The sequence below is a fragment of the Deltaproteobacteria bacterium genome (genome assembly GCA_016218975.1).
GTDB lineage: Bacteria > Desulfobacterota > Deferrimicrobia > Deferrimicrobiales > Deferrimicrobiaceae > JAENIX01.
Genome location: JACRCO010000003.1, coordinates 19,281 through 40,756, shown reverse-complemented (window position 1 = coordinate 40,756; position 21,476 = coordinate 19,281). Strand labels below are relative to the sequence as shown.

Genomic DNA, 21,476 nt, shown 5'->3' with positions numbered 1-21,476 from the left:
TTCCGAATCCTTTCCCGGATTTCCGCGCCCATGACGGAACTCATTGCGACGATCGCATCACCACGGGAACTTGCCGGTACCGACCTAGGCCCTTATGACGCAGTTTGCCTGGGGAACCCGTATTGCCGCCGCGTAGAAGAAAACTTCGCGGAGGACGTATCCCTCCTCCCAGAAACCGTGGCCTCACTGCGCAAAGCGGGAAAAAAGGCGTACCTGACGACCCCGGCAGCCCCCCGGGGACGCGATCTCCCGCAGGTTGAGCGGATCATCGATGCCGCCCGCGCCGCCGGAGTCCAGGCGCTGGAGATCCACAACATGGGGGTGCTTCGGATCCTGCGCGAGAAGGGGAACCCTCTTCCCGCCCACATGGGAGCGTTCGCCAACGTATACACGCACCTTTCCGCGCAGGTGATGTCGGAGTACGGGGCGGTCCGCGTCCGCCCGAACGCGGAGGTCAGTTTGACGGAGATGGAAATCATCGCCCGCGAGGGAAAGGTGGAAGTCGAGGTCCTGGTTCACGGCAAGATCCCCCTCGGGGTGACCGACCGATGTTCGCTTCTGACGGAGCCGGAAGAGACCGACACGAAGTGCCCCGCCGCATGCCGGGAGGAGCATTGGCTGAACAAGAGCAAGCCCGGCCCTCTCAGCGGTTCCGAAACGGCCGGGAAGGGGAAACGCGAAGGAGGATGGGTGCTGAAAACGGTGGGAAAAGGAGTGTTGAGCGGCCGGGACATGTGCATGCTGGAGCATCTGCCCGCGCTCCTTTCCTCCGGGTTTTCCGTTTTTAAAATCGAGGGCTTATACGAAACAGCCGCCTACCGGTCGCAGATCGGCCGGGTGTATCGCGAAGCCCTGGAACTGGCTGCCTCGGGGCAGGAGTACGAAGTCGGCCGGGCATGGGCTGAAACCGTGAAAAGGCATTCCCGGGAGGGTCTCTGCAACGGCTATTACTTCGGCAAGACCGGAAGGCTTTACGTCGGCGCTGTTTTACAGGAAGGCAAGTCTAAGGTATAATTGCGCTTCCCAGAGCCACAACTTTGAGGAGGACGACTGGAATGGCGGAGCTTCTGGCATCCGGCGGGACCCCCGAGATGGTCCGGGCGGTTCTGGACAACGGAGCGGACGCGGTGTATGTGGGCGCCAAGGGGTGGAGCCGCCGCCGGGCCCAATATGAAATGGCCGACGATCAGATCATCGAGTCGGCGGAATATGCCCGCTCCAAAGGGAAGGTGCTCAGGGTCGCGTTCAATACCCTTCCTGCGTCCAGGGAAATCCCTCTCTTCATGGCCAAAACGGAGAAATTCTACAAAGCCGGGATCCGCGACTTCATCCTGACGGATGCGGGTGCGATGACCGCACTGTCACGCCGTTTCACGGATGTGCAGATCCATGCGAGCGTCGGGTGCACCATCATCAACGCGGAGGACGCCCGGTTCTACAAGGAAGCCGGCGCCACCCAGATCGTGGCCGAATGCCGCATGGGCCGCGACGAGATGCGCAGGATCAAGGAAGAGGCGGGGGTAGGGCTGGAAGTCCTCGTCCATGCCACGACCTGCTACACGCTTCTGGGCCGCTGCACGATGAGCAGCTACACCCGCCAGGAATGGCGATTCGACGAGGAAGGCAAGAACCACTTCCTCGGGAGCCCCAATCGCGGCGGGCTCTGCTACCGGGTCTGCCTGACCGAATGGGACCAGGTGGGGAAGAACGGCGAGGCGGAGGCAAGCGGCGTAGTCCTGCCGAATATCGCGTACTTCCTCGTCGACGACATCCCGTCCCTGATCGATCTGGGTGTGGACACCATCAAGATACAGGGCCGCGAGTATTCGGTCCCGCTGGTTGGGGAGATGGTCCGGTTCTACCGGGAGCTGATCGACGCCTACGTGAAGGATCGCCCTTCCTTCCGCCTCGAGCCGTGGAAGGAGCGGATGGCGGGGATCGTCAGCGCCCGTGACGCCGAACGGCGGGAGAAGACCGCAGGGCTCATCTCCGAGTCGCTGAGCGCTTAACCCTAATCCTCATATTCAATAATTCACTGAGCCTCCCGCGTACCTTGAGTCCGGCTCAGTGGCTCATGTCCCCTTCGCGGAAATACTCCTCGAGGGCGCGTTCCACCACGATGTCCGCCTGCACCTTTTTGTCCCGGCAGAACTCCCTCAGGGTTTCCGCCAGCTCCGCGGGAATCGAGACCGTGATCTGCTCCCTTCTCCCGTTTCCCGCTTTCCTCTGCCGCTCCCCGATCATCTCTTATCCTCCTTGATTTCGGATCTTTCGCTTGCACGCCGGTCGCCCGGCTGGTAGAAGCGGCGAAACACCGAGCGAAGACGCTCCTCGTCGGTGACGTCGCTCCGCTTGCCCAGGTGAAGCAGCTCTCCGTTCAGGAAGATGCAGTACCTGTCGAGCACCCGTAGGGCCGCGCCCAGGTCGTGCTCCGCCAGCAGGATCGTCACCTTCCCCTTGAGCGCCCCCTCGATAACGCCGAGAATCCGGTCGCGCACCTCGTTCGAGAGTCCCAGGAACGGTTCGTCGAACAGGAGGAGCGAAGGGTCCCCCATCAGAGAGCGGCCGATGACCAGCATCTGTCGCTCCCCTCCGGAAAGGATGCCCGCCGGCTCATTCGCCTTATCGCGCAGCACGGGAAAGAGATCGTGCACGTTCCGCCGGGAGATCTCCCGCTGCGCGGAAGTACGCAGGTACCCGCCCACGTCCAGGTTTTCCCGCACGGTCATCCTCAGGGCGACACGCGCCCGGTCGGAAACGTAATACACTCCCCGTGCGACCCGTTCGTGGGCCGGGAGGGGAGTGATGTCCTCCCCGTGGTAAGTGATCCTCCCTTCCGACACCGGCGCAAGCCCCGCAACAGCCTTTAGAAATGTGGTCTTGCCCGATCCGTTCGCACCGAAAACGGCGACGAGCTCCCCCTGTCGTACCGATAGCGTGACGCCGCTCACCGCCCGCACCGGGCCGAGCCGGACCGTCAGGTTCTTTACCTTCAGATCCAACTGCTGCTCCTCCCGACGAACCCTGATGAGAAATGCGGGTTAACCCGCCTCATGGTTCCCGCAGTCGTTCCCGTTCCCGTGCGCGTGGTGCACCGAAGGCACGTACTTCGCGAGGTCTCCCGGCTTCCCCTCCCAGAAGACCCGCCCGTCCTCGATCGCCACTACACGGTCGCATAGTTCCTCGAGGATCAGCGGGTTGTGCGAGATCAGCAGGAACGAAGTGTCCTCTTCCCGGTGCAGGGTGCGCATGAGGGCCACCAGCTCCGCTTCGTCCCGCGCGGAAAGTGCGGAGAACACCTCGTCGAGCAGGACGAACTTCGGCCGGCAGGAGATGGCCCTGGCGAACTCGAGGCGCCGCAGGCATCCCTGGGAAAGTTTCGCCGCAGGCCAGTACCGTTGGGCGAAGAGGCCCGTTCTCACGAGGAGGGCGTCGAGATTTTCCTGGAATCCGGGATGATCCGCTTCCTTGCCGCTCCTCTTTCGAGCCGCCTCGCCGCAAAGCAGCGCAACCCTCACCGATTCGACGACGGTAAGGGAAGGGTACGGATCGGGGATCTGGAACGTGCGGGTGATTCCGATGCGGAAGCGCGCGTCCATGGAGAGGTTCGTCACGTCCTTCTCTCCGAACAATATCCTCCCTTTGTCGGGACGCTCCAATCCGGAGATGATGTTGGCAAGGGTTGTTTTCCCCGAACCGTTCGGCCCGAAGAGGCCGACCACCTCTCCCCGCCCGATGGAGATCGTCACCCCCCGCAGGACGCGGTTGGTCCCGAAGGATTTCACGATCTTTTCCGCGACCAGCAGTCCGCTCAACGGATTTCCCCCATTCTTGCCGTCATCCTGCGCGCCCTCGCCCTTTCCCGCAGCGTGCCCGCGATACCGGCGGGAAAGAACCGCAAGGTGAGCAGCAGCGCCAGCGCGTACAGGAGAACCCTCGCTGCCGGAGAGAACCCGGTTCCCTGGAGAAGCGAATGGAACAGGAGGGCGGCGAGTATCGGTCCCACGATGGTCCCCCTTCCGCCGACGGCCGCGAATGTGGCCGCCTGGAAAGAGAGTTCCAGGGAGAAATCGTCGGCGGTGGCGCGTCCCACGCATGCGGCGAACCCAACTCCCGCAGCCCCCGCCAGCGCTCCCCCGATCACGAACGCAAGGAGTTTCCGCTTTCGGATATCGACTCCCGATGCGCGCGCGGAGAGCTCGCTGCCGGAAAGGGCCGTCCATATGAGCCCTGTTTCCGAACGGGCGATCCGCAGCATGATCCAGGTGCATGCGACGAGGAAGGCGAGCGCGGCGTAGTAGGCGGTCCATGGGGACAACGGCTGGATGCCGAGGACGACCGGGATGCCTCCCTCACCGCCCCACGAATAGGCCCCCTGGGGGCTGAAGAAGGTCTGGCCGAGGAAAAATTCATGCGCCGCTTCTCCCAAAGCGAGGGTCAGGAGCGCGACGAAGGGGCCCTTGAGCGGGGCCGACAGCATCCCCACCGCCGCGCCGGCAGTCGTGGAGAGGACCAGCGCCGCCCCGGCCGCCAGCGGGAACGGCCAGTCGAGAAGGCTCGTGAGAAGCGCGCAGGCGTAGGTCGCGACGCCGAAGAAAAGGGCGTGGCCGAGCGAGATCTGGCCCGCGAGTCCTCCGACGATGTCCCACGACCCCGTGTAGACGGCGATCAGAAAGCCGATCGTCAGCACGTCCAGCAGAAAAGCGTCGAGCCCCGCAAGCGGCAGCAGCAGGAGGATGCCCGCCCCGGCGGCCAGGACGCCTGGGATCTTTCCGATGGGGGGTTTCTTCACATCAGTAGTCCCGCACCGGGCCCGCCGTGCCCAGCCCTTCGTGGCGAATCACAAGGAGAAGGCATATGACGGCCAGCGACAGGACGTACGACCAGTGCGGTGCGATGAGATAGGCGCTCACGTTCGAAAGCAGCCCCAGCCCGGCTGCCAGGAAGAAGATGTTCCACACCTTCTCCATCCCGGAAGCGATGACGACGATGAGAGACAGGATAAGGGGAACCCTGCCCATCGTCGGAGTTATCGTCGCGGCGGGTGCGAGCAGCGCGCCTGCCACGGCGGCGATGGAAGAAGCGGCGCCGAACGTCAGGTAGCGTATCTTCTCGACGTCCATGCCTACCGAGCCGGCGATCTCCTCGTCCTCCGCGATGAGTTTTAAGGGGAGGCCCCACGGTCCGGACAGGAGAAGCGAAAGACCGCCGATAAGCCCCAGGGAAACGAGGAAGGAAACCACCCCCCAGCGCCGGAAAGTGACGCCGCCGATCCGGGCGAGGGGAGCGCCGAGGTCGATCGACAGCGGGTGGGGGCCCCACAGAATCTGGGCCGCCTGCTCGAAGAGGATGGCGAACCCGAGCGAGCCGACCGCCACCGAGAAAGGGTGGGAACGCACGGGGTTGATGAAGCTTTTCCCGAGGAACACGCCGAAAGCGAATGCGATGACCGCGGCCATGAAAACGGACGCGAGAGGGTTCGCGATCCCCCGGCTCCCGAGCACGTACGCGACGTATGCGCCCAGCGTGAAAAACGCCCCGTGGGATAGATTGACCACCTTGACGACGCCGAGGATCAGCGCCAGTCCTGCGGCCATAAGCGCGTAGGAAGCCCCCGTGAAGATGCCGTCGACAAGGACCTGGGCGAGGGATTCCACGGCGGCGCCGTCCGTTACTTCAGCGCCGGGGGAAGACGATCCGGCTGCCGTCCTTTTCCCACCGGATCACGGTTCCGTGGAGGTCCCGCGCCCCGGCGCCCCATGCCGCCTGGTGGGATGCGTCGAACCGGTACGTCCCCGCCACGCCGGGAAAGGCGCCTTTCTCGAGGGCGGAAATCACCGCATCCGTATCCTGCCTTCCCGCCGATCGGATAGCGGCGAGAAGGACCGCCACCGCGTCATGCGGCAGGGTGTCGCTATAACCGACGGGGGAATAACCGAACCGCTTCGCGAAGGCCTCCACGTAACGGGTCGCGGCGTCGGTGGAGCCCTTCCAGGCGGCAGCCTGAACATATAGCGGGCCGGAAAGCGGGAGGGTCGACGCCACCCGCTCGTCTCCCAGCGATCCTCCCACAGAGAGGATGGGGACAACGCTTCCTCCCTCGCGGATCCGCTTGACGAAAGAAATGGAGTTTTTCCCGGGGTCCCCCAGCACGAGAAAGTCGGGGGACGCCGCGGTCGCGGCCACGGCCACCGGCTCGAACGCGGGGTTGCGCGGGCTATAGAACGCCTCGTAGACCGGGACTATCCCGTGCCCGGCCAGGGATCTTTTCAGAGCTCCCGCCAGTTCGCGGTTCCAGCGGATTCCCGCTCCCACGAAAGCGTACGTCTTCGCCTGGTGCTGCCGCAGGAATTCCGCCATCATGGCGGCCCACTGGGGTATCGAATAGCTGACCCGGAAGACGTACCGGTAGCGGGGATAGTCGCGCTTCACTCCGTCGGTAATCTCCGCGGTCGCCGCCACGGGGACAATGAGGATTTTCCGGGCGGCCGTGGCCGCCTCGATCGCGCCGATCGTTTCCTCGGACAGGTAAGCGCCGACTATGGCGAAGACCCTTTCCCTCGAGATCAGGCGCATCGTTTCCGATTTTGCGGTTTCGACGCGTCCCTGGGAATCGGCTACCACAAGCTCAATCCGTCGCCCGAGGACGCCTCCAGCCTCGTTCGCCTGCTCCACGGCCAAGGTGGCGGCCTCGAGAAAAGACGATCCGCCCGAAGCGAACGGACCGGAAAGAGGCGCAACCACCCCTATCCTGATCGACTGTTGGGATGCGGGGCCGGCCGCGAACGACGGAAGGGCGGCGGCAAGCGCGGTCAATCCGGTGATAAGCGCGATGATACGCAACAACCGCGGACCGATCATGGGGAAAAGATACCATATACCGCTTCGTCAACGTGTGCGGGAAGTGAAAAACGCCTCTCCTTCCCAGGCAAGGCTGTCCACACGCATTTCACCGACGATGTCGAAGTTTCCGTCGAACTCGAATACGACGACATAACGGTCGTCCGCATCGAGGACCCTGACCCAGTACCGGTCGTCTCCCAATTCGCCTGCGTCGAGCGTCCAAAGCTCGGGAACATCCATCATCCATTGCGCCAGGACCTGCTTTACGCTGTACTCCTTTCCCCGAACCGCGACCGTACCGGCCCCTTCCCGGATCGCTCCGTACCTCTCCTCCATCCGGATCCTGCCCGCGCTCGGCATTATTTCCTCACCCTCTGATTCCATGATACCGCCTATGCTGGATGGAGATCGGTTGCAGCAACGGATGCCCGCCCCAAAGGTGCGCTTACAGCATGCTTTGTGCTGCCATCGCCGAGGGCTGGCCGGCGGGCGAGCCGCCGAGACGGGGTGCCCCTCGCGGGGGCGTCGAGCGACGAAGCGGGAGCCAGGGAGGGCGGAGCGAGGAGCTCGCGAGCCGTAGCTCGGCCATGGACGGCCGGGCAAGGCGTCCCCCGCGAGGGGTACCCCGCGAGGCGTGCCGAGCCCGCCGGGAAGCCCTCGACTCCGGCGGGGACCCGGCCTTGTCTATGCGCCGGCGGGAGGCTTGCGGGAGGACAGTGACCACTTGAGCAGCGGCGGCGTTGCGAGGGTGGTCAGCAGCACCATGATGATGACGGCGGAATACGTGGTGGCGTCTATGATGCGCTCGCCTGCGAGCACGAGGGTCGCCCCGATGCTGGCGAAAATCAGCCCGACCTCCCCCCGCGGTATCATGCCGAACCCGACGGCCCACCGGTTGATATCCTTCCCCCATACCCCGAGCGAGCAGGCCTGCTTTCCGACGATCGCGGCTATCGTCAGCGCCAAAGCCAGCCATAGCGTTTCCGCGGACGAGAACACCCGCAGGTCCACCTTCGCACCCATCTGCACGAAGAACACGGGCGCGAGAAATTCCGACAGGGGCTTGAGAGCGTTCTCGAGCTGGCGTATGTTGCGCTCTCCGAAAGCCTGGAAGTGGACCGGCTCCAGGATCAGGCCTGCCGCGAACGCGCCGACGATGGGAGCGAGTCCCGCCCGGCCCGCAAGGAAAGAAAGCAGGAAGCAGAAGGCGAGGGAAACGCCGACCAGAACCCCCGGACCGCGCAGCTTCGCGGCCGTCGAGAAGATTTTCGGCGTCAACAGGGCACCGAGCAGGAGCGAGCCGGCGAGAAATCCCACCGCCTTGAGGACGATGACCGCCTGCGGCCATACTCCGGGAGCCTTTCCCCCTTCCGCGGCCAGGATGACCCCCGAGACGGATGCGAGGATTATCAGCCCGAGCACGTCGTCGATCACCGCCGCCCCGAGGATTATCCTCGCCTCTTTCTCGCGCGATTTCCCGATGTCATGCAGCACTCGTGCGGTGATGCCCACGCTTGTCGCGCACAATGTCGCGCCGAGGAATGCGTGGGCGTAAGGGGAGGCCTCCGGCAGCAGCCAGATGCCTACGAGCCATCCCAGTCCGAAGGGGGCCGCCACGCCGAGCACCGCCACCATAAAGGACGAGAGTCCGACGCGCAGAATGTCCCGTATGGTCGATTCAAGCCCGACTTCGAAAAGCAGAACGATAACCCCGATCCGCGCCAGGATGTCGACGTAAGGGTCGGCGGCGATTCCTTCGAAGCCCCCGAGGCCGAACAGTCCGAGGTTTCCTATCAGTATCCCTGCGCAAAGTTCTCCGAGAACGGCGGGTTGCCCCAGCCTGACACAGAAGTGCCCCATGAGTTTCGCCGACAAGAGGATGAAGACGAGGAGGAACAGGAGCGGAAGGGAGGGATCCTCGCCGGCGGCGTGCGCCGCGGACGGCAACAGTAGAACGAGCGGAACGGCGATTATCGACCACCGGTTTCTCGATGTCACTCGGCCCTCCCGTTCTCGCTTTTGATATGGACCGTCCGTTGCGGGAACGGGATCTCGATGCCCTCATCCCGGAGCCTGCGCAGTATCCGCTTCCTGAGTTCGTGCTGCACGAGATACTGGTCGACGAATTCCCCCACCTGGCAGATGAGGGTAAAATCGAGCGAGTATGCCCCGAACCCCGGTATGAAACGGACGAAGGGCGCAGGTTCGCCGAGAAGCCCCGATACCTCTCCGACAGCCTTGGCCGCGACCTCGCCGAGTATCCGCTCCACCTCGTCCGGATCCGCGGAGTAACTGACCGATACCGGGATGAGCAGGGACATTTTCTTCTCGGGCAGGGAGAAGTTGGTCAATACGCTTTGGGTCAGCTTGTGGTTCGGGATGACGACCAGGTAGTTCGACAGCATCCTGATCCTGGTGGATCTCCAGGTGATGTCATCGACGTATCCTTCCTGCCCCGTCTCCAACCGTACGAAATCGCCGACCCGTATGGATTTTTCGGCAAGGATATAGATGCCGGCGAAGAGATTGGCGAGCGTGTCCTGGAGGGCGAGCGCGACGGCGAGACCTCCGACGCCGAGTGCCGTCAGGATCGGCGTTATGGAGATCCCGGCCGCGGAAAGAACGAGGAGGAACCCCACCACCAGTATCGATCCCTTGACGATCCCCTGGGCCAGGCCGGTCGCCGGGACGGGAAGATCCGTTTTCCTTATGTACTCGCCGAAAAATCTGCCTGCCAGGTTCGTGGCCGCGATGGTTACGGAAAGAATCAGGAGGACCTGGACCGCCTTGCTTATGTATGAAAGGTGCCGGTCCGGAAGGTCCGATACCGCGACTCCCGAATAGATCCCGATTGCGAGGCACCAGTAAAGGGATGGCGTCCGGAGTGAGGCGAGCAGGATGTCGTCGGCCCGCGTCTCCGTTTTCTCCGCCCATCGATGAAAAAGGCGGATCGCCACTGTCCTTACGACGCAGAGCGCCGCGGTGACCGCCAGAGCGACAAGGGCGGGAACCAGGAACGGTTTCAAGTCTCCTCCTGCCGGGCGAATCGACGGATGTCCGATACACTTCTACTTCCGTAATACTATTTGACGCGGGGGCGCTTGGAAAGGATCACAACACTTTCCATACGACGGCGCGCAGCGACGGCGCCTTCCGGTTTTACCGATGGAATTTAATACCGCTCCCCGGAGACGATTCTTTTCCGGTACACCTCGAGGATCTCCTTGCGGCGAAGAACGCCGATCAGTTTCCGCGAGTGCGGATCGGCGACGACCGGCAGTTGCGCCACGTTCCTGTAACCGAACTTCACCAGCGCATCATGGACGGTTTCATCGGGGGTGACCGCCACCGGGTTCGGAGTCGCTATATCCCGGACCAGGACGAGGGAGGAAAGCCCCTCCTCCTTGATGTAAGGCCGTATGTCCGTGAATGAGACTACGCCGGTCAATTCCCCGGATTCTCCGGTCGTGTAAAGATAGTCCACCGGATCTTCCAGAAAGCGTCGGGACAGTTCCGCAAACGTCGCGGTCGAGGCTATGGTATGGGCTTCCGGCCGCATCGCCTCCCGGACGGGCAAATTTTTCAGCACGCCCGATTCCCTACCCCCCGAAAGGTCGATCCCTCTGCGGTGAAGCTTGAGGGTATAGAGGGAGAAGCGGGAGAATCGCCCGGCGACGAGCATCGACGATATGACCGCCGCCAAAAGGGGGAGGATGACCGAATAGTCCCCGGTGATCTCGAACAGAATGAGAATGGCGGTAAGCGGGGCTCCGATCACCGGAGCGAGAAACGCGGCCATCCCCACAAGGACGTATCCACCCGCGCTCCCCGCGATCGCCGGAAGCCAGGAGGAAAGAACGCCGCCGGCGGACGCCCCGATCATCCCGCCGATGAAGAGAGAGGGGCCGACGATGCCGCCCGAACCGCCCGACCCGAGGGATAACGAGGTCGCGGTCATTTTCAGGAAAGCGATCCAGATCGCGAGCAGCCAAGGCAGGTTTCCGCTGACCGCCGTGCCCAGCGTGGCGAGATCCGTGCCCAGCACCTGGGGGAATTCGACCGCTATTAGACCCGTCAATCCCCCGCCGACCGCCGCCCGCAGCCAGCGCGGGATGCCGGAAGAGGAGAACTTCCCTTCCGCCGACTCGAGTCCCCGTATGAACAGTATCGCGGCTGCGCCGCAGGCCGCGCCCAGGACCAGGCAGAGCCCGATCTGGGGCGCGCCTGCGAACACAATGTGCGGTACGCCGTCCAGGAACAGGAGGTTTCCGATGAAGGCGCGCGAGACTGCGGTGGCGGCCACGGACGAGACTACGATCGGGGCGAACATCTGCGCGGAGAAGTCCCCGAGGATAACCTCGAGAGCGAAGAAGACCCCCCCGATCGGGGCATTGAACACTGCAGCAATGGCCGCCGCCGCTCCGCACCCCACGAGGCTTCTCATCCGCTCCCCCGAAACCCGGAGGAATCTTCCGACTCCTGATCCGACGGCGGCTCCGAGAACGGCGCTGGGAGCGAAACGCCCCGCTGACCCTCCGGATCCGATCGTCAGCACGGCTGCGATGGTTCTAAGCGCCACCGCGCGCAGTCGCATCACGCCGCCCCGGATCGCCACCGATTCCATCGTATGCGGTATGCCGGTTCCTTCGGCTTCCGACGGGAAGAAGTGGATCAAGGGAGCTATCAGAAGACCGCCCAGGGCCGGGAGGAGGAAGACCAGGAAACCACGCGAGCCCATGGCGGGAAACAACCGTCCGAAGAAGAATGTTTCGGCGAAACGGACCATGTACAGGAAGGCCCCCGTCGCCAGGGCGGAGGCGACCCCGATCGCGGAAGCAAGAAGTATGTGGAATGTCTGGTCCCCGATTCGGAGTCTTTCGACGCCCGAGAAGAAAAGCGACCTGAAACGGTCCGTGAAATCCCGGAACAGCTCCTCGATGCGCAGCCGGGATAAGAGGGATTTCCCGTTCATGCGGATCTATCCGGTATTTCTCATAAGTCTCCTGCGCATGTTGATCAGGATACAGAATATTCGTCCCCGAAGGTGAGCCTTCCGTACGGCAATGGCGCCTCAGGTGCCGGGGGTTGAAACGTACTTGCACCCCGTGACGTCATACAAACATCCGCAGCGCTTCACAGGAGATGAAGTGCGTTTTTCCCTGCGTTTTATTGTTCCACTGTTGCTTGCCCTCGCGACAATCGCTTATGCGGTCGTGCCGCTGGTGGACCGGCTGACGCTGCGCTGGTCCGTGCGCGACATGGACATGAGGTCGAACCTGGTGGCCAACGCCATCCACGATTCGATCCGGGATTCGCTGAGCGCGGGGTCGATAGACAAGACGCTCAATCTATTCAACAAGATCACATTGGACGAACGTTTATATGCGCTGGGGTACTGCAATGCATCGGGCGGCCCGCCGATCGCCACTGCGACGTTTCCCGGCGAGATAGGCTGCGTTAATCTCGACAGGTTCGCCGATCCTTCGCAAAAACTTCTCCAGAGCCAAAAAGGCCCGCTGCACGTGGCGGTCGTAGGAATCGAGATGGATGGCTTGAAGGTCGGCAATCTTGTCCTGGTCCACGACATGAGCTTCGTGCAGCGCCGCAGCGAGGAGACCAAGAGGTATGTGTTCTACTTTTTCATCGGACTCGGCGTGATCGTGTCGCTTATCACGGTGGCGATCGCGGAGCTTAGTTGGCGCGGATGGGTGAGAGGTGTCCGCGCCCTGCTGCGGGGAGAGGGGTTGCTGCGGCCGTCCGTTGCCGATCCTCCGTCGGCGGCGCCGGAAGCGACGGCCCCCGAGCTGGCACCTATCGAAAGCGATCTGCGTACGATCATACGCGACATGGAATCCGAGTTCCGCGCCCGCGACGAAAGCCAGATCACCTGGTCCCCGGATGCGTTGCGTGCCATCCTTCGAAACGATCTTCGCGGAGAGGATGTCCTCGTCGTATCCAACCGGGAGCCGTACCTACATATACGCCGCGACGGACGCATCGTGGTGTCGCGTCCGGCAAGCGGACTTGTTACCGCCCTCGAACCGGTAGTACGCGCCTGCTCGGGGACGTGGATCGCCCACGGCAGCGGATCGGCCGACCGCGAGACGGTGGACTCCTTCGGCCGCATCGCGGTTCCCCCGGGAAAACCGTCCTACAGCCTCCGCCGCGTATGGCTGACGGAAGAGGAGGAGGCGGGCCATTATTTCGGCTTCTCCAACGAAGGGCTGTGGCCTTTGTGCCACATTGCGCATGTCCGCCCGGTATTCCGCGCCAACGACCTGAAACAGTATACCGAGGTGAACAGAAAATTCGCGGACGCAGTCTTCGAGGAAAGCAAGACAGCCGACCCGATCGTCCTTGTACAGGATTATCATTTCGCCCTTCTCCCCCGCATGATACGGGAGAAGATGCCGGACGCCACAGTCATCACCTTCTGGCACATACCCTGGCCGAACCCGGAAACGTTCGCGATCTGCCCCTGGAAGGAGGAACTGCTCGACGGACTGCTCGGAAGCAGCATTCTCGGTTTCCACACCAGGTTCCATTGCAACAACTTCCTCGACACCGTGGACCGTACGCTGGAAGCCCGCGTAAACCGTGAAACGTTCGAGGTCGTCTACGGCGGCAAGCCCACCGCCGTCAAGCGGTACCCGATCTCGATCGAATGGCCCCCGGGCGAGGAACTGACCGGAAAGCCGGTCGCGGAGTGCCGCACCGACGTTCGCATCCACAACGGTCTGCCGCCGGACCAATTCCTCGGCATCGGCGTGGACAGGCTCGACTACACCAAGGGGATCGTCGAGCGGTTTCTCGCGATCGAGCGGCTGCTCGAGATGGAGCCGCGCTGGATCGGGCGGTTCAGCTTCATCCAGATCGCGGCGCCCAGCCGTTCGAGGATCGAGGAGTACCGGGAATTCGATGTGCGCGTCCGCGCGTTGGCGGAAAAGATCAACAGGCGCTTCTCGAAGGGAGGCACGCCGCCCATCGTCCTGAAGGTGGAGCACCACGAGCCGCCCGCCGTCTACGAGCACTACCGGGCGGCGGAAGTGTGCTGCGTGAGCAGCCTTCACGACGGCATGAACCTGGTGGCGAAGGAGTTCCTGGCTTCCCGCGACGACGACCGGGGCGTGCTGATACTCAGCCGGTTTACGGGGGCGTCGCGTGAACTGCCGGAGGCGCTGCTGGTCAACCCTTACGATATCGATCAGTGCGCTGCGGCGTTCCATCTCGCGCTTACGATGCCCGCCACCGAGCAGCGCGACCGAATGCGCATCATGCGGGGGTTGATCAGCGAATTCAACGTCTACCGCTGGGCGGGCCGCATGCTATTGGATGCCGCCGGTATGCGCAAACGGGGCAGGCTGCGGGAGTCTATCAATTGAATTCCGGCGCCCGGCGGCTGTGGGTCTTCGATTTCGACGGAACCCTCTCGCCGCTGGTTCCCGACAGGAACGCGGCCCGGTTGCACCAGGCGTCCCGCTCCCTGCTGAAACGGCTTGCAGCCGACCCCCGGAACCAGGTCGCAGTTCTTTCGAGCCGCTCCCTCGAGGACCTTGCCCGCAGGGTCCCGCTCCCTGATCTGTTCCTGGGCGGTGGGAGCGGACTGGAATGGCGTCTTCCGGATGACCGCAGGGTTCTCCCCGGAAAAGACGCTCAAAAAAAACTGGAGAAGACTCGGGGGGCTGTCTTTCCCGCCCTCGCCAGGCTTTCGGCATTACCGGGGGTGGAACTGGAAGACAAACGTTGGTCCGTCGCGGTTCACTTCCGCCGAATTTCGCCCGGCGAGCGGTATCGTTTGCCATCGATGATCCACGGTCTCAAAAAACTTCCTGGAATCCGCGTCTTCGAGGGACCTGCGGTTGCCGAAGTGCAGTTCCTTCGTTCCGCCGCCAAGTCGTTCGGGATACGCAGGCTTTGCGGGATACTGAAGTTCGATCCGTCCTGCGGAAGCATCTTCTATGCGGGAGACGACGAAAACGACGCAGCGGCGATGCGGTGGGTCATCTCGAAGAACGGGATCGCGGTCGCGGTCGGGAACAGTATCAGGATTCCGGCGGTCCGGCACGTGGACGGGCCTATGGAACTCTCCCGTATCGTCCGGGAGTTGGCCGATTCTCCCCCGCCGCAGCAGAAGCCTGGTGAGAAATGCGGGTTAGACTTCAGCCGAGGAAATCCTCCAGCTCCGCGATCGTGAAGCCTGCCTTTCTGAGCGTGTCCTTGACTGAGGGCACGTCGATCGTCACGAGGCGCAGGAAGGCGGCGAACCGGTCGTTGTGCGGCGCGAGGACGATGCTTCGCACCTCTATTCCCTTCTCGCTGATAAGGCCGACCAGCTTCCGCACCGAGGCGATATCCCGCGGAAGGAGGACCTCGATCCTCGCCCCGATTCCCTCGATATCCAGCGTCTCCACGAGCGCCGCCAGCACGTCCGCTTTTGTAATGATCCCGATGACGCGGCTCCCCTCGACGACCGGAAGCGCTCCCAGCCGTTTTTTCTGAAGGATGAGGAGGGCGTCCTCCACCGTGTCCCACGGTGTCACGGTGATGACCTCGCGTGTCATGATCTCCCCGACTGTCTTAGAGCCCACCGGTCCCGTTTCGGGTTGGACCGGACGCACCGCGGCGTTGCGGATATCCGAGTCGGAAACGATCCCGACGAGCCGGCCGTCCCGTACCACCGGCAGCCTGTGGATCCGGTGCCCGGCGAGAAGAGAGGCCGCCTGTTCGAGCGTATCCTCCGGCCCGACCGTGATCACTTTCTTCGTCATCCTTTTTCCGACGAACATGAACACCTCCTTGCGGGTTAAACCTGTTGGTTCTCGCTCCTTCCCTGAAGCGTCCTTAAGTGGGCGATCACGGACGCGGCGAATGCCGGCCGGTGATATCCCCCCTCGAGGACGGAGACAATTTTCCCCCCGCAATGCCGGTCCGCCGCCTCGCATATCCTGCGCGTCATGTACACAAACGAACCGTCCGTCAGTTCGATGTCCGCGATGGGATCGTCCCGGTGCGCGTCGAACCCCGCCGAGATCATGATCAGGTCCGGCCGGAACCGGTCGATTTCGGGGAGGGCTTCCCTGTCGAACAGCTCGGCCAGTTCCGCATCTCCCGCATGAGGCCGAAGCGGTATGTTCAGGGTGGCCCCCTGGCCGTCCCCCTTTCCCCGCTCCATGCGCCTTCCGGTGCCGGGGAAGCAGAAGGTCGGATGCTCGTGAAAACTCAGGAAATACGTGAATGGGTCCTCCTCGAAGATCTCCTGGGTGCCGTTCCCGTGATGGACGTCCCAGTCGAGTATGAGGATGCGTTTCACGCCGTAGGCCGCGCGGGCGTAAACGGCGCCGACTGCCACGTTGTTGATGAAGCAGAATCCCATTGCGGCGTTCCGCGTGGCGTGGTGCCCCGGCGGTCGTACGGCGCAGAAGACGTTCTCCACCCGTCGGTTCATCACAGCATCGACCCCGGCCATGACGCCGCCTGCCGCCAGCAGTGCGACTTCGTAGCTGCGCTGCGAAAGGGAGCAGTCGCGTGTCCTGAAGTGGCTTGCCCCGCTTGCCGCCGCTTCGCGGAACGATTCGATGTAGGCATCGTCGTGGATCTTCCCGATGAATTCCCGGTCGGCGGGGTAGGGCTTCAGGAACACCAGGCTGTCCCGGAGTCCGTCCCGGTCGATCGCCTTCAGCAGCGCCTCCAGGCGTTTGGAATGCTCGACATGGCCTGTGGGCGTCCTGTGCTCGAGGTACCGGTCGGAATAAATGAATCCCGTTCGGCGAGGAGTGTCGGTATAGATGACCTTGTACCCGTCCCATGAGTCCGAGGAGAGGAGAAATGCTTTTCCAAGCGGCAGCAGGACCTCTTCCGTATTGATGGAGTCCTTTTCGAGGGCGTAATACCCCTCCTTATCCCGGTAGACGGGAATTTTCAGGTCCCGCCGGAACAGCGCGACGTCGTATGCGTGGTTCAGCCGGTCGATTTCCCATTCGTTGACAGGAAGGTTCTTCGATCGAACCAGGTCGGCAAGCCCCGTCTTCATCCGCTCCACGCCGGAGCCGTCCATGCAGTCGAAGCCCTCTTTTGCCCAATAATATTTACCCACGGAGAGAGAGGCCTTAAGACGGAATTGATGGAAGCCGAGCCTCCCGAAAAGCTCTTCGTAATAGCGGAACAGGTCGGACGCGTATCCGGAGCTCTGCTCCCTTAAGGATATGTTTTCGATGAAGACGATCTTGAGCATACGTCCCCGGAAAAGCCCGAGAAGTCCCGGCCCCCGCTCATGCTCCGTACGGAGGAACATCGTCAGGTCGCCGATGTGCTCCTCCCCGTGGACGATCCGGGTGTCGTAGACGAGGCGATCCCTGGCGAACAGCAGCATGCACTCCCGGTGCGCGAAGTCGCGGAACCTGGCCCCCAGGAGCTCGAGAAGCCGATTGGGCAAGATCCTGTTGCCGAACAAGGACTCCCAAAGAGCGAGCTGCCTTACGTGAGGCGGAGGATCCCTTATCAGGAATTTTGAACCGGATTCGGATTTCTTCAGGATTTCCGGGTTAACCTCGGCGCCGAACAGTACATGCTCCGACGCAAGGCGGGAGAGTTCGGAAAGGATCAACTCCTTCGATGGAGGGGGGTCGGACAGGACCAGTCCGCGAAGAAAGGATCCCGGTTCAACGCTCATCGTTCGACGATATCACAGGGGGATGCCCCCGCACCGCGAGTTCTTGGGAACGTCCCGGTTCTGTGTGTGCCGCAATCCATGGCATATAAAAAAGGAAGGGCCCCTTTTGGGGGCCCTTCCGGGTGGTGCATCCGACATGCGGCCTGGGGAGAAGCGATCGTTACGCAGCTCCCTTGAAGACCGGCCGCTTGGAGAAGAAGCAGAGCACTAAGCCGATCACGCACGCCACGGTGATCGCGTACATGGCGTTCGTGACGGCGCCCGTCGCCGTCTTGATGTAGGCGATCATGAACGGTCCACCGAGTCCGGCGACACCCCACGCCGTGAACAGGTAGCCGTAGTTCTGGCCGAGGGACTTCGTACCGAAGTAGTCCGCCGTGAGCGAGGGCATCAGGGCCAGGTATCCCCCATAGGCGAAGCCGACGATGCAGATCCCCACCAGCCACTTCATGAAGCTGTCGGCATTGGGAAGGATCAGGACGAACGCGATCATATATTGCGCGAACATCAGCATAACGGTCTTCTGGCGGCCCAGCTTGTCTGAGATCGACCCGTGCACCAGACGGCCGAGGCCGTTCAAGAGCGCCATGATCCCGAGTCCGCCCGCCGCAACCGCCGGGGTGAGCTTGGCGACTTCCAGCCCGATCGGAACCGCCTGCCCGATGATCATGAGGCCCGCGGCCGCGCCGAAGAAGTAGATGATCCACAGTAGCCAGAACTGCCCGGAGCCGATCATCTCGTTCGGTGACCAGTCGGCTTTCTGCGCCACGCCCGCCGCGGGGGCCGGGGGGTTCCAGCCGGCAGGCTTGTAACCCGCCGGGGGAGCCTTGAACATGCTGCCCGCGCCGCAGACGCATGCGATGAAGACCACACCGAGGACGTAGAACGTTGTCGCGAGACCCTGGGCGGCGACCAGCTTGTTGATGAGTGGTCCGAAGATCAGCGTTCCCGCGCCGAACCCGAATACCGCGAGGCCCGTGATCGTCCCGCGCATATCGGGGAACCACTTGATGCAGGTTGCGATCGGGGTCACGTAGGCGAACCCGACGCCCAACCCACCGAGGACTCCATAAGAGAAGACCAACCCGCCGACCGTCGGGTGCAACACGCCCGAGAGGATCGCGCCGGCGCCCAGCAGCAGCCCGCCGAAGATCGCGACCTTCCGGGGACCGGCCTTGTCCTGCCACCTTCCCGCGAAGATCATTCCCACGGCGAAGAAGAAGAGCGAGGCCATGAACGGGTAGCTGGCTTCCTTGACGCTGTACCCGAACTGCGCCTTTAACGGTCCCACGAATACCGACCAAGCATAGAGAACTCCCAAGCACAATTGCAGCACGAGGGCCGCGGCGACCATCAACCAACGATTTGTCAATTTCTCTTCCGCCATTCGTTACCCCTCCTTCAGGTTATTACTCCTGTCATCTCCTAAAAACCGAACCCTCCCAGCCTTGCCGACGAATCAGCAGACCACCCCCTTTCCTGGAAAAAACAGTTTTACCCTATAAAATCGGTTCCCCTATATCTACCTCAACCGGGAAGGGGGTGTCAAGAAATTTTGTAAACATGGTTTTATTGAAATCACTTGCAAGGTTTCCCGAGTCACGGATTTTAAGGGGTTATCGGTGCGCATAATAAAACAGCTTATTTATTAATGGCTTGTCCATTCGCCATGAGATTACTCCCAGCAGAATCGATTGCCGTTCCGCTCCCATCATAATGATTGTGAAGTGTTCCCAAGGAGGATGAAATGACCCCATTTCAGGAGATAAAGAAGGTGCGCGGGATGAAGGCCGTCGGGGCCCGCGTCGACGCTTCCGTATGGAACCTGGACACCGCCTTTTCCAGGCTGTACGACAAGGCGATGGAGCGGAAGATCATGTTCAAGCAGCCGGGGGTTGGGATCCGGCACGAACGTCTCGGCGTGCCCGATCCCTTCCACGCGGATTACGAGGTTCTGTATCCGCTGATCGAGGAGGCGATCGGGGAGATAGAGGATCCGGTCCCGGGAATGGAGATCGTGACTCTTCCCGAGCAGGAAGTCGCCTCCTTCGCCCATAGGGGGCCGTACGACTGGATTCCTTGCACCTACGAAAAAGTGCTGGACTGGCTCCGGGAGAACCGGTATGAAATAGCCGGTGAGACCCGGGAGGTGTTCCTGGTGGCTCCCGAGCCGCACGCGGGCGGGACGCAGGACGACATGCTGACGGAGATACAGGTCCCGATCCGCCTTCGCTCCGCGGCCTGAACGGTGGGGAGCTATCCCCCTTCGCTTGGAGCTTCGGGGGGCAAGCGGCGGACAAGTCCGGGAGGTTGCGTAAATCCAACTGGGAGTGTGCGGTTGAGCGACAGGGAGAAGATTTACCTGACTCACCTGTCATCCTGTGCCGGCTGAGCGTCGAAGCTGGGGCAAGGGGTCCTTGCCCGGGTGCTTTCCGCGATCCCTCCTCCCTCGGATCCGAGGGTGATCGTGGGGACTTCGCATGCAGACGATGCGGGTGTCTTTCTCCTCGAAGAGGGGGCGGCGCTGGTCGCGACGGTGGACTTCTTCACTCCGATCGTTGACGATCCATACACCTACGGGGCCGTCGCGGCGGCCAATTCCCTGAGCGATGTTTACGCGATGGGTGGCGAGCCGCTGTTCGCCCTTGCGGTCGCCGCCTTCCCGAACGATTCGAAGATCCTCCCCCTGCTTTCCGACGTGATGGCCGGGGCCGCAGACAAGGCGAAAGAAGCGGGGATCTGCATCATCGGGGGGCACACGGTCACTGATAAGGAACCGAAGTTCGGACTTTCCGTCACCGGCCGGGTGAACCCGGCCAGGATCTGGCACAACCGTGGGGCGAAGGCGGGCGATCTCATCGTATTGACCAAGCCTCTCGGTACCGGAGTGGCGACCACATGCATAAAATGGGGGATCGCCCCGAAGGAGACGGAGAACATCGTTATAGAGTCGATGTCACGGCTGAACGCGGCGGCTGCCCGGGCGGGACGCGTGGCGGAGATCCACACTGCGACCGACGTCACCGGTTTCGGACTTCTCGGCCATCTCCTCGAGGTCCTCGAGGGAAGCGGGCTTTGCGCTGAAATACGCCATTCTGAAATTCCCGTCTTCCCCGGAGTGCGCGAGTTGATGAAACGGAAGATCAGCCCGGCGCTGGAAAAGGTGCGCGGGTTGCCCGGGGCCGGATGGATCCATCGCACCTTCGGCATCCATCCCATACCGAGGAGCTCGCGGGAGAACATCGCCCACCAGCAGGCGAAGGTTCGGTTCCCCCCCCTCTTTCCCGAAGACGAAGTGTTTCTGATGGTCGATCCGCAGACTTCGGGCGGGCTGCTGATGTTCGTTCCGGAGGAGCGGGCGGATGCGTTGCGCGGTGCGCTCGCCGGAGCCGGCCAGCAGTCATGGTGGATAGGGCGCACTCACAGGCTGACTTCGCCGGAGATGCCGCGCATCACGGTCGTGTGACATACGGCGGGGCATCCTCGCGGGGGCGGCCACGGCCCGAACCCGCAGTCGGAGGTGACGGAATGGAGCGCCTTGTTTCCGTGGGACTGCTCGTCTCCCGCATCCTTGTTTCCTGCATATTCATCTATTCCGGGGCAGGGAAGGTGCTCGCTTTCCAGCAGACGCAGGCTTACATGGCTGGCGCCGGGATGCATGCGACCGGATTGTTCCTGGTCCTTGCGATCCTGTTCGAGCTGGGGGGAGGGCTCTCGGTACTGTTGGGGTATTACCCGAGGCTGGGCGCGCTTGCCCTGATCCTCTTCCTCGTTCCGACCACTTTCGTATTTCACCGGAACTTTTCCGACGCCGCCCAGATCGCCCACTTCGCCAAGAACTTCGCGATCATCGGCGGGCTGTTCGCGATCGTCGCATCCGGCGGCGGCGAGTTCTCCCTCGGATGCAAGCCGTCGAATCCCGCAACTCAAAATCAGGGACGTTCTTAAAAACGTTCTTAAAAAC

20 protein-coding genes are annotated in these 21,476 nt (G+C 62.5%); 7 read left to right on the top strand and 13 right to left on the bottom strand.

Features of this window, described 5'->3' with window-relative positions; all coding sequences use genetic code 11:
• Window positions 1-30 precede the first annotated feature (30 nt).
• Window positions 31-1,014, top strand: a complete 984-nt coding sequence (locus HY896_00770; protein ID MBI5574878.1) for a U32 family peptidase — start codon at window positions 31-33, stop codon at window positions 1,012-1,014.
• Between the two features lie 41 nt (window positions 1,015-1,055).
• Window positions 1,056-2,009: a U32 family peptidase gene (locus tag HY896_00765; GenBank protein ID MBI5574877.1), complete on the top strand. Its 954-nt coding sequence runs from the start codon at window positions 1,056-1,058 to the stop codon at window positions 2,007-2,009.
• Between the two features lie 55 nt (window positions 2,010-2,064).
• On the opposite strand, the gene HY896_00760 is transcribed toward HY896_00765, so the two are convergent.
• From HY896_00760 to HY896_00715, 10 genes are all read right to left on the bottom strand, one after another.
• Complete coding sequence (locus HY896_00760; protein MBI5574876.1) at window positions 2,065-2,244, bottom strand: hypothetical protein; 180 nt, start codon at window positions 2,242-2,244, stop codon at window positions 2,065-2,067.
• Window positions 2,241-3,002, bottom strand: a complete 762-nt coding sequence (locus HY896_00755; GenBank protein ID MBI5574875.1) for an ATP-binding cassette domain-containing protein — start codon at window positions 3,000-3,002, stop codon at window positions 2,241-2,243. The genes HY896_00760 and HY896_00755 overlap by 4 nt, the downstream gene beginning before the upstream one ends.
• A gap of 39 nt (window positions 3,003-3,041) precedes the next feature.
• Complete coding sequence (locus tag HY896_00750) at window positions 3,042-3,815, bottom strand: ABC transporter ATP-binding protein (protein ID MBI5574874.1); 774 nt, start codon at window positions 3,813-3,815, stop codon at window positions 3,042-3,044.
• Entirely contained in the window at window positions 3,812-4,792 is a 981-nt protein-coding gene (locus tag HY896_00745) for a branched-chain amino acid ABC transporter permease (protein ID MBI5574873.1), read from the bottom strand. The genes HY896_00750 and HY896_00745 overlap by 4 nt, the downstream gene beginning before the upstream one ends.
• 1 nt (window position 4,793) lies before the next feature.
• Window positions 4,794-5,657, bottom strand: a complete 864-nt coding sequence (locus tag HY896_00740; GenBank protein MBI5574872.1) for a branched-chain amino acid ABC transporter permease — start codon at window positions 5,655-5,657, stop codon at window positions 4,794-4,796.
• Window positions 5,658-5,676: 19 nt separating this feature from the next.
• Window positions 5,677-6,861 (bottom strand): ABC transporter substrate-binding protein, encoded by a 1,185-nt coding sequence (locus tag HY896_00735; protein MBI5574871.1) that lies wholly within the window; start codon window positions 6,859-6,861, stop codon window positions 5,677-5,679.
• Between the two features lie 27 nt (window positions 6,862-6,888).
• Window positions 6,889-7,227 (bottom strand): hypothetical protein, encoded by a 339-nt coding sequence (locus HY896_00730; protein ID MBI5574870.1) that lies wholly within the window; start codon window positions 7,225-7,227, stop codon window positions 6,889-6,891.
• 300 nt (window positions 7,228-7,527) lie between these two features.
• The gene (locus HY896_00725; GenBank protein ID MBI5574869.1) at window positions 7,528-8,703 is read right to left on the bottom strand and encodes a cation:proton antiporter; all 1,176 of its coding nucleotides are present in this window, start codon (window positions 8,701-8,703) and stop codon (window positions 7,528-7,530) included.
• A 134-nt stretch (window positions 8,704-8,837) separates the two neighbouring features.
• Window positions 8,838-9,869: a mechanosensitive ion channel family protein gene (locus HY896_00720; GenBank protein MBI5574868.1), complete on the bottom strand. Its 1,032-nt coding sequence runs from the start codon at window positions 9,867-9,869 to the stop codon at window positions 8,838-8,840.
• 146 nt (window positions 9,870-10,015) lie between these two features.
• Window positions 10,016-11,815, bottom strand: a complete 1,800-nt coding sequence (locus HY896_00715; protein MBI5574867.1) for a chloride channel protein — start codon at window positions 11,813-11,815, stop codon at window positions 10,016-10,018.
• A gap of 91 nt (window positions 11,816-11,906) precedes the next feature.
• On the opposite strand from HY896_00715, the gene HY896_00710 reads away from it, so the two are divergent.
• Window positions 11,907-14,225 carry a trehalose-6-phosphate synthase gene (locus HY896_00710; protein ID MBI5574866.1) on the top strand — a complete coding sequence of 773 codons (2,319 nt, stop codon included), beginning with the start codon at window positions 11,907-11,909 and terminating at the stop codon, window positions 14,223-14,225.
• The gene (otsB, locus tag HY896_00705; protein MBI5574865.1) at window positions 14,222-15,037 is read left to right on the top strand and encodes a trehalose-phosphatase; all 816 of its coding nucleotides are present in this window, start codon (window positions 14,222-14,224) and stop codon (window positions 15,035-15,037) included. The genes HY896_00710 and otsB overlap by 4 nt, the downstream gene beginning before the upstream one ends.
• On the opposite strand, the gene HY896_00700 is transcribed toward otsB, so the two are convergent.
• The 3 genes from HY896_00700 to HY896_00690 form a co-directional block, all read right to left on the bottom strand.
• A complete protein-coding gene (locus HY896_00700; protein MBI5574864.1) occupies window positions 15,003-15,629 on the bottom strand; it encodes a CBS domain-containing protein in 627 nt (208 codons plus the stop codon). The two genes, otsB and HY896_00700, sit on opposite strands and share 35 nt — an antisense overlap.
• A 17-nt stretch (window positions 15,630-15,646) precedes the next feature.
• Entirely contained in the window at window positions 15,647-17,512 is a 1,866-nt protein-coding gene (locus tag HY896_00695) for a histone deacetylase (GenBank protein ID MBI5574863.1), read from the bottom strand.
• 160 nt (window positions 17,513-17,672) lie between these two features.
• Complete coding sequence (locus HY896_00690) at window positions 17,673-18,899, bottom strand: OFA family MFS transporter (protein MBI5574862.1); 1,227 nt, start codon at window positions 18,897-18,899, stop codon at window positions 17,673-17,675.
• Between the two features lie 360 nt (window positions 18,900-19,259).
• Between HY896_00690 and HY896_00685 the strand changes: the two genes are divergently transcribed.
• The 3 genes from HY896_00685 to HY896_00675 all read left to right on the top strand — a co-directional run bounded on the left by HY896_00685 (window position 19,260) and on the right by HY896_00675 (window position 21,460).
• Window positions 19,260-19,757 (top strand): GyrI-like domain-containing protein, encoded by a 498-nt coding sequence (locus tag HY896_00685; protein ID MBI5574861.1) that lies wholly within the window; start codon window positions 19,260-19,262, stop codon window positions 19,755-19,757.
• Window positions 19,758-19,937: 180 nt separating this feature from the next.
• Window positions 19,938-20,978 carry a selenide, water dikinase SelD gene (selD, locus tag HY896_00680; GenBank protein ID MBI5574860.1) on the top strand — a complete coding sequence of 347 codons (1,041 nt, stop codon included), beginning with the start codon at window positions 19,938-19,940 and terminating at the stop codon, window positions 20,976-20,978.
• A gap of 62 nt (window positions 20,979-21,040) precedes the next feature.
• Complete coding sequence (locus tag HY896_00675; protein MBI5574859.1) at window positions 21,041-21,460, top strand: DoxX family protein; 420 nt, start codon at window positions 21,041-21,043, stop codon at window positions 21,458-21,460.
• The last annotated feature ends 16 nt before the right edge of the window (window positions 21,461-21,476 follow it).